General features: G+C 57.9%; 11 protein-coding genes. 8 read left to right on the top strand and 3 right to left on the bottom strand.

What is annotated here, in order from left to right:
- The first annotated feature begins 22 nt into the window (after window positions 1–22).
- Window positions 23–460, top strand: coding sequence for a YhcB family protein (locus C4J93_RS04275; protein WP_057724532.1), 438 nt, complete (start codon window positions 23–25; stop codon window positions 458–460).
- Window positions 461–653: 193 nt separating this feature from the next.
- Here C4J93_RS04275 and C4J93_RS04270 read toward each other — a convergent pair whose 3' ends face one another.
- The 3 genes from C4J93_RS04270 to C4J93_RS04260 form a co-directional block, all read right to left on the bottom strand.
- Window positions 654–2,378 (bottom strand): ABC transporter ATP-binding protein/permease, encoded by a 1,725-nt coding sequence (locus C4J93_RS04270; protein ID WP_124428677.1) that lies wholly within the window; start codon window positions 2,376–2,378, stop codon window positions 654–656.
- 99 nt (window positions 2,379–2,477) lie between these two features.
- Window positions 2,478–3,038 (bottom strand): response regulator transcription factor, encoded by a 561-nt coding sequence (locus C4J93_RS04265; RefSeq protein ID WP_010565532.1) that lies wholly within the window; start codon window positions 3,036–3,038, stop codon window positions 2,478–2,480.
- The gene (locus C4J93_RS04260; protein ID WP_057724530.1) at window positions 3,031–4,293 is read right to left on the bottom strand and encodes an ATP-binding protein; all 1,263 of its coding nucleotides are present in this window, start codon (window positions 4,291–4,293) and stop codon (window positions 3,031–3,033) included. Before C4J93_RS04260 ends, C4J93_RS04265 begins: the two co-directional genes overlap by 8 nt.
- Window positions 4,294–4,497: 204 nt before the next feature.
- On the opposite strand from C4J93_RS04260, the gene C4J93_RS04255 reads away from it, so the two are divergent.
- The 7 genes from C4J93_RS04255 to C4J93_RS04225 all read left to right on the top strand — a co-directional run bounded on the left by C4J93_RS04255 (window position 4,498) and on the right by C4J93_RS04225 (window position 16,812).
- Window positions 4,498–5,208, top strand: a complete 711-nt coding sequence (locus C4J93_RS04255; protein WP_124428676.1) for an SIMPL domain-containing protein — start codon at window positions 4,498–4,500, stop codon at window positions 5,206–5,208.
- An 818-nt stretch (window positions 5,209–6,026) separates the two neighbouring features.
- Entirely contained in the window at window positions 6,027–7,952 is a 1,926-nt protein-coding gene (locus C4J93_RS04250) for a hypothetical protein (RefSeq protein ID WP_305955623.1), read from the top strand.
- A 218-nt stretch (window positions 7,953–8,170) separates the two neighbouring features.
- On the top strand, window positions 8,171–9,772 hold the full coding sequence (locus C4J93_RS04245) for an ABC transporter substrate-binding protein (protein WP_124428675.1): 1,602 nt from the start codon (window positions 8,171–8,173) through the stop codon (window positions 9,770–9,772).
- A 258-nt stretch (window positions 9,773–10,030) separates the two neighbouring features.
- A complete protein-coding gene (locus tag C4J93_RS04240; RefSeq protein WP_124365814.1) occupies window positions 10,031–11,659 on the top strand; it encodes an ABC transporter substrate-binding protein in 1,629 nt (542 codons plus the stop codon).
- A gap of 304 nt (window positions 11,660–11,963) precedes the next feature.
- Window positions 11,964–13,568, top strand: a complete 1,605-nt coding sequence (locus C4J93_RS04235; protein ID WP_124369641.1) for an ABC transporter substrate-binding protein — start codon at window positions 11,964–11,966, stop codon at window positions 13,566–13,568.
- Between the two features lie 170 nt (window positions 13,569–13,738).
- Window positions 13,739–15,133, top strand: a complete 1,395-nt coding sequence (locus C4J93_RS04230) for an OprD family outer membrane porin (protein ID WP_124428674.1) — start codon at window positions 13,739–13,741, stop codon at window positions 15,131–15,133.
- 80 nt (window positions 15,134–15,213) lie between these two features.
- The gene (locus C4J93_RS04225; protein WP_124403069.1) at window positions 15,214–16,812 is read left to right on the top strand and encodes an ABC transporter substrate-binding protein; all 1,599 of its coding nucleotides are present in this window, start codon (window positions 15,214–15,216) and stop codon (window positions 16,810–16,812) included.
- Window positions 16,813–16,859: the final 47 nt, after the last annotated feature.

Here is a 16,859-nt window from a genome sequence, read left to right as displayed (position 1 = left end):
GCCGTTTATAGAGGAAGGACTCGTGGAACACTCGCTCTTAGTTTGGTTGTTGCCGACTCTTGCCCTGGTTGCCGGTGTCGCCATTGGATTCCTGGTTGCTCGCCTGCTGCCGAATGCCGCGCCTAACCGCACGCAGCGTCAGCTGGATGACATTCAGGAACGTTTTGACAGTTATCAGAACGAGGTTGTTACCCACTTCAACAGCACCGCGACCCTGGTCAAGAAGCTCACCCAGAGCTACCAGGAAGTACAGGATCATCTCGCCGATGGCGCTAACCGCCTGGCCCTCGACGACATCACCCGCCAGCGCCTGCTGGCCGCGTTGCATTCCGATGCACCGCAGACCCCACGGGAACGCCTGACCCCGCCCCGGGAAAATCAGGAACCGCCACGGGACTACGCGCCAAAAACGCCGGACGCCCCAGGCATGCTGGATGAGCATTACGGCTTGAAGAAGTAAGTTAGCTTCCTGCAACACAAAGCCCGGCTGATCGATGATCAGCCGGGCTTTTTATTGGGCCTCAATTTTCCTGACAATGCAGATCCAATGTGGGAGGGGGCTTGCCCCCGATTCCGGTGGATCAGCCAATGCATCTGTGACTGACAGACCGCCATCGGGGGCAAGCCCCCTCCCACATTGACCGAGCCCCGCCTCAGGACACTGTCTGTTCCTGCAACCGCCCGCCCTCGATCCGCACATGCCGCCCATGGAAGCGCTTGAGGCTGCTGCGATGACCAACGCTGACGATGCTCAACCCCGGCAGTTCATCGATCAACGCCTGATACAGCGTCGCTTCATCCTCTTCGTCCATGGCCGAGGTGGCTTCGTCCATGTACAGCCATTGCGGCGCGAACAACAAGGCGCGGGCAAAGGCCAGGCGCTGCTGCTCGCCCGGCGAGAGCATGCGCTGCCAGTGGTTGGCTTCATCCAGACGGCTGACCAGATGCGGCAGGCGGCAGGTTTCCAGTACCTGTGCATAACGTTGCGCAGGGTAGGCGCTGTCCTCTTGTGGATAACTCAACACTGCCTTCAACGTGCCAATCGGTAAATAAGGCTTCTGCGGCAAAAACAGATAACGCGTCGCCGGCAGGCGAATGCTGCCATGCCCTGCTGGCCACAAATGGCCCATTGCGCGCAGCAGCGTACTTTTACCGCTGCCGGAACGCCCACTGAGCATCACGCGCTGACCCGGCTCCACGATCATGTCGGCGTCGGTAAGCAAGTGACGACCATCGGCCAGGTCCATGCCCAGATTCTTGATCACCAGGTGTTCGCCTTCAGGGCGCACATCGATGGCCGGGGCGCGCTCCTCGTTGTCGCTCATGGCCTGCTGGAAACTCAGCAGACGGTCGCTGGTGGCACGCCACGCCGCCAGTTCCGAGTAGGCGTTGATGAACCAACTGAAGTTTTCCTGCACATTGCCAAACGCCGAGTTGATTTGCATCAGCTCGCCCAGTTCGATCTTGCCGGTGAAGTAGCGCGGCGCGGCGACGATAAATGGAAAGATAATCGCTATCTGGCTGTAGCCGGCGGTGAAGAAGGTCAGGCGCTTGGACACTTTCATGATGTCCCAGAAGTTGTGCCAGACCTTGCCGAAGCGCGAGCTCAGGCGCTGCTTTTCATTCGGCTCGCCGTTATAGAGGGCGATGCTTTCGGCATTTTCACGCACCCGCACCATGGAGAAACGCAGGTCCGCTTCGAAGCGCTGTTGCTGGTTGTTCAAGCCGATCAAGCGTCGCCCGATCAGGTGCGTCAGCCAACTGCCCAAGGCGGCATACAGCAGCGCACACCAGAACATGTAGCCGGGAATGGTGATGCCAAACACTTCGATGCTGCCCGACACGCCCCACAGGATGATCGAGAACGACACCAGGCTGACCACGTTGCGCAGCAGTCCCAGGCCCAGGCTCAAGGTGCTGGTGGTAAAGGTATTGAGGTCTTCGGAGATCCGCTGGTCCGGGTTATCGGTGTAGCCGCCCTGCTCCAGCTGGTAGTAGTTCTTGTGGGCAAGCCAGCGCGCGAAGTGCTTTTCGGTCAGCCAGGCACGCCAGCGGATGGTGAGCATCTGGGTCAGGTACAAGCGATACACCGCGCCGAGGATCGCCACGGCCGCGATGCCGCCGAAGTAACCGATCAATTGCCAGAAGGCGGCCGTGTCCTTCTTTTCCAGGGCGTTGTAGAAATCCTTGTACCAGTGGTTGATCCACACCGAGATCGCCACGCTGAACAGCGACAAACCAATCACGGCAGCCAGCAGCAACCAGGCCCGGCCCTTCTCTTCACTGCGCCAATACGGCGTGATCATCGCCCAGGTTCGGCGGAAGAATTGCCCACGCACCGCATCATTGACCGCGGAGTATTCAGCGTTCTGATTCATCGTTCAGGCTCGGTAGGAAATTATGACAGGCGTTTGAACCGATCATAGGCGATCGGTTCACGGCTCCGTGCAGCCTGAGGCAGATTGTTCAGTCTTCGTTCAGCGCCGTACCGGGCGTTTCTGCAGTTTGCGCTGCAACGTACGACGGTGCATGCCCAGGGCGCGAGCAGTGGCGGAGATGTTGCCTTCGTGCTCGGTCAGTACGCGCTGGATGTGTTCCCACTGCAGGCGGTCGACCGACATGGGGTTTTCCGGCACCAGGGTGTCGAGGTCGGCGTGCTCGGAAAGCAGCGCGGCGAGCACGTCATCGGCATCCGCCGGCTTGCACAGGTAATTGCACGCGCCACGCTTGATCGCTTCGACGGCAGTGGCGATGCTGGAATAACCGGTGAGGATCACCACGCGCATTTCCGGGTCGAGTTCGAGCAGCTTGGGCAACAGCACCAGGCCTGAGTCGCCGTCCATCTTCAGGTCGAGCGCGGCGTAGTCCGGTAGGTCCGCCTGAGCGATGGCCAGGCCTTCTTCGGCTGAGCCCGCAGTGCTGACGCGAAAACCGCGACGGCTCATGGCGCGGGCCATCACGCGGGTAAAGGTGGCGTCATCATCTACCAGCAACAGATGCGGCAGTTCTTCGCCTTCGACTTGGATCTCGTCACTCATCGATATCTCCTCGTGCGACACGGGGCAGGCGCAGCTCGGTGAGCGTGCCACCTTCCTCATGACTATAGAGCTTCACTGAGCCGCCCGCGCGGGTCACGCTGGCCTTGCTCAAAAACAGGCCGAGGCCGAAGCCTTTGCCCTTGGTGGTAAAGAACGGTTTGCCGATTTGCTCGGCAATGGCCAGCGGCACACCCGCGCCGTGGTCACGAATGCTGATGGTGACGTTTTCCGCGTCCCAGTCCAACTGCACGCCCAGGCCTTCGGGGCAGGCGTCGGCCGCATTGTTCAGCAGGTTGAGCAAGGCCTGGGTGAGGTCCGGCGGCGGCGCCATGCGTGGCACGCTGCCCTGGCCCAACAGGCTGAACCGGTAACTGGCTTCGGGACGCATCAGGTGCCAACGGTTCAGCGCTTCGTCGAGCCACTGGGTGACATCCTGCATTTCTACCGCCAGGCGTCGATTGGCTTCGGCGGCGCGTACCAGTTGCTGCAGGGTCAATTTGCACTGCTTGACCTGTTCCTGCAGCACGCTGAGGTCATCCTGCAACGCCGGGTCGTGATGGTCCTGGGTCATCTCCTTGAGCAGCACGCTCATGGTCGCCAGCGGCGTGCCCAACTCGTGGGCGGCACCCGCGGCCTGCGTGGCGACGGCCAGCAATTGCTGGTCGCGCAGGCCTTCTTCACGGCGAATTGCGCGCAGTTCTTCCTGGCGGCGCAACTCTTCGGCCATGCGCGCGGCAAAAAAGGTGATCACGGCGGCGGACAGCGCGAAGCTCAGCCACATCCCGTAGATCTGCAGGTTTTCCCGGGCGATGGGAAACGTCTGCAAAGGATAGAACTGCGCCAGCAGCAAGGTGTACAGCGTCAACGCGATGCCCGACAGCACCACCGAATAGCGCCACGGCAACGTCACGGCGGCAATGGTCAGTGGCACCAGGTAATAAGAAACGAACGGGTTGGTGGAACCGCCGGAGAAATACAGCAACACACTGTGGATAAACAGGTCGCACGCCAACTGCAGGGCATATTCCAATTCGGTGACCGGCCATGTGGTGCGCAACCGAATCGCGGTAAACGCACACAACACGGTGGAGAAGCCGAGGGTCACCGCCAGTTGCAGCCAGGGCAGCGGCAACAGGTCGAACCAATAGGCGAGCCCGACGGAACCCGCCTGTGCGGCCAAGACCAGGGTGCGAATGAACGTCAGGCGCCAGAGGTTCTGGCGGGTGGCGGAAGTCAGTTTTACGGCGGCGAGCATGAGCTCTCCCGATGAGCGCTGCAGGCGGATCGGCACGAGTATAAACGAAGCAGACCGCCTGGCACGGCGCGTGTGGCTCTTTGACGCAGGCGCGCAGATGACCGCTCGTCGGGGCTACTGCAAGATGTAGGGAATATGTAAACCCGAAGAACCCGATGCCACCGTCTACAGTCATACCGAACACGACAATCCCAAGGAGCTTTCATGTCTCGTTTCACTCGCAGTGCAGCGGTTCTCACCCTCGGCGCCAGCGCCCTGGCCAGCCTGCCGGCCATGGCCGCCGATGAACTGCATTACAACCAGATCTCGCTGCGCGCCGAAGTCAGCCAGGAAGTGGCACGCGACAAGATGATCGTCACCCTCTACACCGAAGCGCAAAACGCCGACCCGGCCAAGCTTGCCGCTGAAATCACCACCACCATGAACCAGGCGCTGGGCCAGGCTCGCGAAGTCAAGGCCGTGACCCTGCGCCAGGGCAGCCGCAACAGCTACCCGATCTACGACAGCAAGAACCAGAAAATCACCGGCTGGCGCGAACGCGCCGAACTGCGCCTGGAAAGCGCGGACTTCCCGGCGCTGTCCAAGCTCACCGGCGAGCTGTTGAACACCCTGAAAATGGACAACATGGACTTCGCCATCGCTGACAACACGCGCAAGGCCAGCGAAGACGCACTGCTCAAGGACGCGGTTGCCGCATTCAAGGCCCGCGCGCAACTGGCCACCGATGCGCTGGGCGGCAAGGGTTACAAGATCGTCAACCTGAACTTCAACACCAACGGCTATCCGATGCCTTACGCGCGCGGTGGCATGATGATGAAAGCGGCCATGGCCGATTCAGCACCCACGCCTGAAGTGGAGGCCGGCACCAGTCAAGTCAACATGAGCGCAGACGGTGTCATTGAAGTTTTGCAATAAGTTTTCGACATACCAACAGGGCGTAATCCTTTAAGGGTTACGCCTTTTTTATTGCCGCCTACGGAACACCAGAACCGTTACGACAAACTCAAAGGCTTTAGACTACAGTTACTTTCCTCCAACTCCCCCGTTACACCCTAGAGACTTCTCGTTAAAAACCCTCGATATAAGCTCGGAACTTAAGCCCCCTCATTACCCACCCACTGTAGCGTCCACGACTACCTTGAAACAGAGCATCGAACAACCATCCAACTAACACACATCCCAACCACAGAACATTGCGCAGATCGATTCTTTTGTTTTTCGGTCAACGGCGATTATTAATCCAATCATTAATGTGAGTTGATCATGAATATAGCGGCGTCTCTCGTTCCCACGCCTACCCCCTTCCCCACACCGCCCACGAACAATCGTCAGCGACGGGGGATAGATGACTCCCACACAGCGCAAAAAAGGGCACTGGAAGAAAGGGTAGACTCACCCCCTCCTAAGAATTCGCTCGGACTGTATGCAGTTCCAGCACCGACACCCGAGCATGAGCTTGATACTTCCAAGACCGTCATCTACGGTTCAGTCAACGTTATTCCGCCAACGGCGAACTATACGCAGCACGAACGCGAGCAGCGTATCCAAGCCTACGCCGATCGTGTCGCCACGCAAATCAAGCACATCGAAAGCGGCAGCGACGGTGAGCGCAATACCAGGTTCCAGCAAACTCGCCCGTTCCTCGAACCTGCCGGTTACTTCAGCGGTGGGTTGTTGGCAGTTGGCTACGACCCCACGAGAAAGTCACGATCACCTTCTACTCCTATGTAGGAATGGGCACACCCCAGGAGGAAACCGGTAGGGACGTACGCACCTACTTTGCCTGGGAGATTGCCGCCGGAGCATTTGCCCATGACAAGGTGCCAAGGGGTGGCCCGCTGAACTTCCAGGGTATGCAAATCAGTGCGCAAGACAAAAACAAAATCGACGAACTGGAAGTGCTGGGCAGCCATTTGCAAGATCATTGGGAACATGATGTCGCCGCCCCCCTGCGCGACGCCTCGGGAGCACTTGCAAAACGCTCGGGCGAAGCAGACGCCTATGTGTTGCAGGGAACATTGCAAAGTCTACGTAACGACAAACACAGTTATGAACGTTTGACCCCTGCCGCTCAGGCTGCCATTACTCGCACACTGGAAAACCATGGGAACGCCGTCATTCCGAACCTATACGGCTATCCATTGGCCGGGTATGCCTTTATTCCCTACATCAATTACCACGGTGATTACGATCACCGCCCCAACAAAGGCCTGATGATCGATTTGAAGAACGGCACCGTCAGTGAAATAGACGGAGATGACAACTTCGCCAACTGGGCTAAACATAACCATGCCCAATTACTCAACCGTTTCAACGCCCGCGATAGGCAAGGCGGTCACGACGCTCACTGGGTAAGCGCCGGTTACGTACTCAACGCTTTGATTCTAGACAAGCATTCCACGTTTCCGGGGAGAAAGGGGCCCCTCTCGGATAAGGCCGTGCCGGTCCGAGAATTATTCAATTACGCACAATCGCGCGACAGCGATTACTACCTGAAATTCGGTGACCTCAAAAACGGCATTGCCCCTCACTATCAGGCGATGAATGCGAAAAATGCATTGTGGGCAGACCAAACCGAGGTATTTGGCGCCTCTCAGCAACACTGGAAAGAAGCAAAAGAGTTTTGGGGCAACACCTTCGGTTACTTACCTATCGTTGGCAATGCAGGCAATATCGTTTTCGGCGTGCACGATGGCCTCTATGGCCAGACCGCAGAGGATCGGGTTGGCGGCAATGCCGCGGCAGTCATATCCGGCCTGCAACTGGCGCACGAACTTGCACCCATTGGAGTGCACGGGGCAGAAGCACCGCCGGCGAACTTCTCTAATGGCGCGCATTACAGGTGGCAGTCTGATGAGCAAACACATCAGTTGGAATTAGTGCGGGTGAGCAAAGCTTCAAATCAGGCAGACCCCGTCGATGCGGGGCTAATGCCGTCGCCAGACAACGACACCCTGTCCACACCCCACTTGACCGACGAAAAAATCGCCACACTCAGAAAATTGATTCCACGCCAGGATTCGTCGAGCATTGATGAGTTATTCGCCGATAAAAACAATTTCAGTACCCTGGATGGGAAAATAAGCCAACTCAAGGAAATCGATGAGCAACTCTACACCTTTGTAGATAGCACCAAGCTGGGCAAGGACACTCGTTTGAACATACTGGTGCATGGCCTATCCGACCCCACCACAGGTATCGCTAAAGTTATATATGACGGGGAACTTAATACGCCACAAGATTTACTCGACACCTTACGTTTTCAAGGCATTAACCCACAAGACTATGGAAACATTCGCCTTCTATCATGCGGCTCTGCAGATGGCGGCACCGCTTCGTTTGCCGCCGAGTTCCAGCGACTCATAGATCGCCCCGTAAAAGGTTATAAAGGCACGGTAACGGTGGGCGTGACGCCGGAAGCAATAAAGCGCTTCACCGACACAATTGAAAACCACTACGTAAACCAAGCCAATCAAAAAAACATCACGATGACGGACAGCCTCAGAAATGACATCAGACTTCTCGCCGAACGCGATGTTAATGAAGATGTAATGAAGCACTTCAGAACCTTGAAGAAAAACCCATACTGGAACCCTTGGAAGTGGTGGACCTTTGAATACAAGCCCGTTCGCTTCGACCAACGTAGCGCATCACGATGATGGTCGTGCCTCTTTCCATGTATACCCTTACATCGTCAAACTTTCGCTTTCCGTGCAATTTTTCATAAGCTGACCCTAAGCGCCTGACTAATACAAGTGCGCTGTCTGAACCGTGCAGACGGCAATTTAATCTATCGTCACTCCCACATTGACGACAACCTCGGTTATCTTCGTTTGAATTCGGGCAGCGCTTTATGTCTGTCACTTCAGGGGGCATCATGGAAAGAGTCATCTTCAAACCGCTACTTCTCGCCGTAGGCGTTCTGGCCTTCACGCCACTGGCCCAGGCGGCCACCACCCTGGTCTACTGCTCCGAAGCCAGCCCCGCCGGCTTCGACCCCAGCCAATACACCAGCGGCACCGAGTTCGACGCCTCCGCCGAAACCGTGTTCAACCGCCTCACCCAGTTCAAGCGCGGCGGTACCGAAGTCGAGCCCGGCCTCGCCACCCGCTGGGAGGTGTCCGCAGACGGTCTCACCTATACCTTCCACCTGCGGGACGGCGTCAAGTTCCACACCACCGACTTCTTCAGCCCCACCCGCGACTTCAACGCCGATGACGTGGTGTTTACCTTCAACCGCCTGCTGGATGCCGAGAGCCCGTTTCGCAAGGCCTACCCCTCAGAATCGCCCTACTTCACCGACATGGGCTTGAACACCACGATCAAGAGTCTCGACAAACTCGACGAACACACCGTGCGCTTCAACCTGAACAACGTTGATGCATCGTTCGTGCAGAACCTGGCGATGAGTTTCGCTTCGGTGCAATCGGCCGAATATGCCGCCCAGCTCTTGAAACAGGGCAAGGCCGAGGACATCAATCAGAAACCGGTCGGCACCGGCCCGTTCGTGTTCAAGCGCTATCAGAAAGACTCGCAGATCCGCTACGCTGCCAATAAGCACTACTGGAAACCCGAGGACGTGAAGCTCGACAACCTGGTATTCGCCATCACCCCTGACGCCGCCGCGCGCGTGCAGAAACTCAAGGCGGGTGAATGTCAGGTCAGCGGCTACCCGCGCCCGTCCGACATCGAGGTGATCAAGCAGGACCCAAACCTGCGCGTGCAGCAGCAGGCCGGCTTCAATTTGGGTTTCCTGGCGTACAACGTCACCCACCCGCCGCTGGACCAACTCAAGGTGCGCCAGGCGCTGGATATGGCCATCGACAAACCGGCCATCATCAAGGCCGTTTACCAAAGCGCCGGGCAATTGGCGCAGAACGCTCTCCCTCCCGCGCAGTGGTCTTATGACCCGACGATCAAGGACGCCCCCTACGACCCGGCCAAGGCCCGGGCGCTACTAAAAGAAGCAGGGGTTGCACCAGGTACCACCATCAACCTGTGGGCAATGACCGTGCAACGCGCTTCCAACCCGAACGCGCGCATGTCGGCACAAATGATCCAGCAGGATTGGGCCAAGGTCGGCATCAAGGCCAACATCGTCAGCTATGAGTGGGGCGAATACATCAAGCGCGCCAAAAATGGCGAGCATGACGCCATGATCTACGGCTGGACCGGCGATAACGGCGACCCGGATAACTGGCTCGGCGTGCTCTACAGTTGTGCCGCGGTCAAGGGCAGCAATTACGCCAAATGGTGTAACCCGGCCTATGACAAGCTGGTGCAGCAGGCCAAGGTCAGCAACGACCGCGAGCAGCGCATCAAGTGGTATCAGCAGGCTCAACAAATCCTTAAGGAACAAGTACCTATAACGCCTATTGCGAACTCGACAGTTTTCCAGCCGCTGCGCAAGGAAGTTCGCGATTTCAAGATCAGCCCCTTTGGGCTGACACCCTTCTATGGCGTGAGTCTAGATAAGTAACAACAACGCCCCAACCGAGTGCACTAGACACGTCGGTTGGGCCTTTTCGGTGCGCGCGGCGCACCGAAAAAACCCGCCAAATAGATGCATTTATGTCGAAACTTTCATAAATGCGACATTCTTGTACGCCCGTCCCACTGTTTGGCGCTTGCAACCGTTCAACATCTTGCAATGGGTATGGCGCCTGCATAAGTATCCGCAGGCCGACTCACGAGGTCGCCCTCACCACCAAAAATGACAACAAATCATGAGGCCAACATGCTTAAACACGCAGTCCTTCCGTTCTTAGTGAGCGCTGGCCTTATGGCCGCAGCCCCGTTTGCCCAAGCGGCAACTAACCTGGTGTTCTGCTCCGAAGGGAGCCCGGCCGGTTTTGACCCAGGCCAGTACACCACCGGAACAGACTTCGATGCCTCGGCCGAAACCATGTTCAACCGCCTGAGCCAGTTCGAACGTGGCGGCACCGCCGTGATTCCTGGCCTTGCTACCAGCTGGGACGTGTCCCCGGACGGCCTGACGTATACCTTCCACCTTCGGGAAGGCGTCAAGTTCCACACCACCCCGTATTTCAAGCCGACGCGTGAATTCAATGCCGATGACGTGCTCTTCACGTTCAACCGCATGATCAACAAGGACGACCCGTTCCGCAAAGCCTACCCCACTGAGTTCCCGTACTTCTCCGACATGGAGATGGACAAGAACATCAAGAACATCGAAAAAGTCGATGACCACACCGTCAAGTTCACCCTTGGCACCGTGGACGCCGCCTTCATCCAGAACCTGGCGATGAGCTTCGCCTCGATCCAGTCGGCCGAATACGCCGCCCAGCTGTTGAAGGAAGGCAAGGCCAGCGACATCAACCAGAAGCCAATCGGCACTGGCCCGTTCGTGTTCAAGAGCTACCAGAAAGACTCCAATATTCGCTTCACCGGCAACAAGGAATACTGGAAGCCTGAAGACGTCAAGATCGACAACCTGATCTTCGCAATCTCCACGGACCCATCGGTCCGCATCCAGAAACTGAAGAAGAACGAGTGCCAGATCACGGCCTATCCTCGCCCGGCGGACATCAAGCCACTGGAAGCGGACAAGGACATGAAAATGCCGCACCAGGCCGGTTTCAACCTGGGTTACATCGCCTACAACGTGATGCCTGTGCTTAAAGGCCAGACCACGCCGAACCCATTGGCTGACCTGCGGGTTCGCCAGGCGCTGGACATGGCGGTGAACAAGCAGCAGATCATCGACTCCGTGTACCAGGGCGCTGGCCAACTGGCCGTCAACGCCATGCCGCCAACCCAGTGGTCGTATGACACCACTATCAAGGATGCCAAGTACGACCCGGCAAAAGCCAGGGAACTGCTCAAGGAAGCCGGCATCAAGGAAGGCACCGAGATCACCCTGTGGGCCATGCCAGTACAGCGTCCGTACAACCCGAACGCCAAGCTGATGGCCGAGATGCTGCAGAGCGACTGGAAACAGATCGGCCTGAAGGTCAACATCGTCAGCTACGAGTGGGGCGAGTACATCAAGCGTTCCAAAGGTGGTGAGAACCAGGCCATGATCATTGGCTGGAGCGGCGACAATGGTGATCCGGACAACTGGCTGGGCACGCTGTTTTCATCCCCGGCATTGAACGGCAACAACTTCTCCAAGTTCGTCAACAAAGACTACGACGCCCTGATCAGCCAGGCCAAGGCGACCACAGACGTTGCCAAGCGCACCGAACTGTACAAACAGGCGCAACAACTGCTTAAACGTGAACTGCCTTACACACCTATCGCGCACTCGACGGTGTATCAACCCATGCGCAACACCGTGCAGGACTTCAAGATCAGCCCGTTTGGCTTGAACTCCTTCTATGGCGTCAGCGTAAGCGGCAAGTAAGGATCGATAGCGGCGACGCTCATAACGTCGCCGTTATTACATCTGCCAGGCCCGTAGGAAACAGACCACACCCGCAAGCGTTGCCGCCTTACAGCAATGAACTGCGCTTCGTGCCTCCGTTGCCTACAGGGTCAATCCGATTTGGCGCATTTACTGTGAAGTCCGCGACCCATAACGTCGTAGGACTACAGAGGTACCAATTTGGGAAAGGCACTTACCGCATGTGGGACCAGTGATGTCCCCTTGGCTACAGGCCTGAGGGATTGCTCGCTGTTGATAACTACACACAAGGATCGGAATCGTCATGCGCCATACCACCGTTCTATCCGCAATGTTTGCCGCCAGCCTGCTGGCTGTGGCCACCACGGCTCAGGCCGCCGAAAAGAAGAGCCTGGTGTTCTGCTCCGAGGGCAGCCCGGCGGGCTTTGACACGGCGCAATACACCACCGCCACCGACAACGATGCCGCTGAGCCGTTATACAACCGCCTGGTCGAGTTCGAAAAAGGTGCAACTGACGTAGTGCCTGGGCTGGCAACCAAGTGGGATATTTCCGAAGACGGGCTGACCTACACCTTTCATCTGCGCGAAGGCGTGAAGTTCCACAGCAACAAGGAGTTCAAGCCGACGCGCGACTTCAATGCCGACGACGTGCTGTTCACGTTCAACCGCATGCTTGACCCTGACCACCCGTTCCGCAAGGCCTACCCTACCGAGTTTCCGTACTTCAACGGCATGAGCCTGAACAAGAACATTGCCAAGGTTGAAAAAACCGACCCGCACACCGTGGTGATCACCCTGAATACGGTGGATGCCGCGTTCGTGCAAAACATCGCCATGAGCTTCGCCGCAATCCTCTCGGCCGAGTATGCCGAGCAATTGCTCAAGGAAGGCAAACCCAGCGATATCAACCAGAAGCCCATCGGCACTGGCCCGTTCGTGTTCCAGCGTTACCAGAAAGACTCGCAGATTCGCTATGTGGCCAACAAACAGTATTGGGACCCCAGCAAGGTCAAGCTCGACCAGTTGATCTTCGCCATCAATACCGACGCCTCGGTGCGCGTGCAGAAGCTCAAGGCCGGCGAATGCCAGGTCACCCTGCACCCGCGTCCCGCTGACGTCGACGCGCTCAAGGCCGACCCGAACCTGCAACTGCTGACCAAGCCCGGCTTCAACCTTGGCTACATCGCCTACAACGTGCGCCACAAACCCTTCGACCAGCTCGAAGTGCGCCAGGCGCTGGACATGGCGGTGAACAAGCAGAGCATCCTCAACGCGGTGTACCAGGGCGCCGGGCAACTGGCGGTCAACGCCATGCCGCCGACCCAGTGGTCCTACGACGACAGCATCAAGGACGCCGCCTACAACCCGGAAAAAGCCAAGGAACTGCTCAAGGCCGCCGGCGTGAAGGAAGGCACTGAGATCACCCTGTGGGCGATGCCGGTGCAACGGCCGTACAACCCCAACGCCAAGCTGATGGCGGAAATGTTGCAGAACGATTGGGCCAAGATCGGCCTGAAAGTGAAAATCGTCAGCTACGAATGGGGCGAATACATCAAGCGCACCAAGAACGGTGAGCACGATGTCAGCCTGATCGGCTGGACCGGTGACAACGGTGACCCGGACAACTGGCTGGGTACCCTCTACAGCTGCGACGCCATCGGCGGGAACAACTACTCGATGTGGTGTGACCCGGCGTACGACAAGCTGGTCAAGCAAGCCAAGGTCGTGACCGACCGCGAACAAAGGACTGTTCTGTACAAACAGGCGCAGCAACTGCTCAAGCAGCAGGTGCCGATCACGCCAATCGCCCACTCGACGGTCAACCAGCCGTTAAGCGCCAAAGTCGAAGGCTTCAAGGTGAGCCCCTTCGGCCGCAACGTGTTCTCGGGCGTCAGTATCACCCCATAAGAAAAAATAACCGGATGGCGAAGGGCCAAGCGGCCCTTCGGCAAACGTGCAGCCTTTTGTTGGGATTTTTCCTACGCCAAACGTTTGCAATAGCTTGAACGAGTTACACACCCAATAGCCGGTTCACCTAAAAAGACCGGCATAAAAAGAGAACCAAAGGAGCTTCACCCATGAAACTGAGCAGCAAAGCGCTTCTGGCCTTGGCCATCAGCAGTATCACGGCCACCGCCTACGCTGAAACGCAGAGCCAGGACTTCGTTCCTACCACCCTGGCCGGCACCAGCGCGCAAAGCGAGGCCAAAGGCTTTATCGAAGATTTCAGCCTGGGCGGTACCACGCGTAACTGGTACTCCCATGAAAGCAAATACCGTGGGGGCACCTTCTCTTACCAGAAGCACGGCGAAACCCGTACCGACCGCAACCGTACCAACTGGGTACAGGGCACCATCCTCAACGCCAGCTCGGGTTTCACCCAGGGCACTGTAGGCGTGAAGACCGAAGTGGCGGTGTACAACGCGCTGGTCCTGGACCGCAGCAAGCGTGACATCAAAGGCGGCTCCAACCGCACCCTGGCCGATTCCAACGGTGATGCCGTCGACCAGTGGAGCAAACTGGGTCTGGCCAACGTGCAGTTCCGCGTGTCCAACACCACCTTGACCGCCGGTCGCCAGAACTTCAGCAGCGGCATCGTCGACACCATCGGCAACCGTGCGCTGCCTTCGAGCTTCCAGGGTGTGAGCTTCAACAGCGAAGAGTTCAGCAACCTGTCGTTCCAGGGCGGTATCTTCGACCGCGTTTCGCCGCGTACCGAACAGAGCCTGTCGAAATTCCGCAGTGAATACGGCAATGGCGCAGAAACCGACAAAGTGTCGACCCTGGGTGTGAACTACCAGCCGCTGAAAAGCCTGAAGACCAGCTTCTTCGCCGCCAACGTGAAGGACTTCTGGAACCAGTACTACTTCGGTGCTACCCACGAATTGGGCGACGCCAAGCAACTGGGCCTGACCACCGGCTTCAACTACTACAAGACTGTCGATGAAGGCAAAAAAGAGATGGGGGAAATCGACAACGATACCTTCTCCCTGTCCCTGGGCCTGACTCACCAGGCACACAGCCTGACCTTCGGCTACCAGCAAGTGAACGGTAACGAGTACTTCGACTACCTGCACGAAACCAACGGCATTTACTTGGCCAACTCCCTGACCTCGGACTTCAACGGCCCGAACGAGAAGTCCTTCCAGATCGCCTACGCCATCAACATGGCCGAATACGGCGTGCCAGGCCTGAAGTTCAACGCCTACTCGGCGCGCGGCTGGGGCATCGACGGCACCCACTACACCGGCAACAACGGCCGGGCCAAGTTCGCCTACGACGGCATCCAGTCCCAGGACGGCGAGAAGCACCAGGAATACGGTGTAGGCGCTTCTTATGCCCTGCAAAGCGGCCCACTCAAAGCCACTACCGTGCGCGCAACCTATGTTGAGCACCGTGGCAGCGAGTTCCAGTCCGACGGCAGCATCAAAGAGTTCCGTCTGGTCACCACCATTCCGTTCAACATTCTTTAATTAGCGCCAGGCAGGCGGTGGGCTCAGGACGAGCCCGCCGCCTACGCGTTTCTGGCTCCATCGATTGCAGAGGGCTCTGAATGAAAATGCTCCCGTTACAAGCTGCCATGGCCGCTGCGCTGCTGAGCGTGGCGATCGGCGTATCGGCCAAACCGCTGGTGGTCTGCACCGAAGCCAGCCCGGAAGGTTTTGACCCGGTCCTGTATACCACCGCCGTGACCGCTGACGCCGCTGCGGAAACCATGTTCAACCGCCTGGTGGACTTCAAGCCCGGCACCACCGAAGTCGTTCCCGCGCTGGCCAAAGACCTGCCCGAGATCAGCGCCGATGGCCTGACCTACACCTTTCACCTGCGTGACGACATCAAGTTCCACACCACCGACTATTTCAAACCCACGCGCAACCTGAACGCCGACGACGTGCTTTGGAGTTTCCAGCGTCAGCTGGACCCGAATCACCCTTGGCATAAAAAGTCCCTCGTGGGCTACCCGTATTTCGAAAGCATGGGCTTCAAGGAACTGCTCAAGAGCGTAGAGAAGACCGATGACCACACCGTCGTCTTTACCCTGACCCGTCCTGAAGCACCCTTCCTGGCCGACCTGGGCATGGCATTCTCTTCAATCCATTCGAAGGAATACGCCGACCAGTTGCTCAAGTCCGGCAAGACCGAAGACCTCAACGCCAAGCCCATCGGCACTGGCCCGTTCATCTTCACCCGGTATCAGAAAGACGCCCAGGCGCGCTTCAAGGCCAACCCCGACTACTTCCGTGGCAAACCGGCAGTCGACCCGCTGATCCTGGCGATCAGCACCGATAACAACGTGCGCCTGCAGAAGCTCAAGGCCAATGAATGCCAGATCGCGCTGTTCCCCAAGCCGGATGACATTCCAAGCATCAAGAAAGACCCAAACCTGAAAGTCGATGAACTGGCGGCGATGACCACCAGTTACACCGCGTTGAACACGACCCACAAATACATGAGCGATGCGCGGGTGCGTCACGCGATCAACATCGCGTTCGATAAGGCCGGCTACACCGAAGCGCTGTTCGGCAAAGGCAATGCGGTGGTGGGGACTGGTCCTTATCCGCCGACCTTGCTGGGTTTCAGCGACAAACTGAAGAATCCGCCTCGCGATCTGGACAAGGCCCGCGCCCTGCTCAAGGAAGCCGGCGTGCCGGAAGGCACCGAATTCACCCTGTTCACCCGTAACGGCGGCGGCCCGACCAACCCCAACCCGATGCTTGGTGCCCAGCGCATGCAGGCGGATCTGGCGCAGATCGGCCTGAAGGTGAATATCAAAGTCATGGAATGGGGCGAGATGCTCAAGCGCGCTAAAAACGGCGAGCACGATATGGTTTCGGCTGGCTGGGTCGGTGATAACGGCGACCCTGACAACTTCCTGACGCCAAACCTGAGTTGCGATGCAGCGAAAAACGGCGAAAACTACGCGCGCTGGTGTAACAAAGAGTTTCAGGACTTGATCGACAAAGCGCGCGCCACCGCTGAACCCGCCCAGCGCGCCGCACTCTATGAACAAGCCCAGGACGTTTTCGACAAGGACCAACCATGGCTTCCCATGGCTTATCCGAAACTGTTCACCGCCATGCGCAAGAACGTAGAAGGCTTCACCCAAAGCCCTCTGGGGACTAATAACTTCGCCACCACCCAGGTGAAGTAAATAAGAAAAACGCTCGGCGCCGTCGACCCTGACGGCGCCGAACCTGC

The organism is Pseudomonas sp. R2-37-08W (assembly GCF_003851705.1).
Lineage (GTDB): Bacteria > Pseudomonadota > Gammaproteobacteria > Pseudomonadales > Pseudomonadaceae > Aquipseudomonas.
Note: the sequence above shows the minus strand (reverse complement) of the source record. Positions and strands in the feature narration are given on the sequence as shown.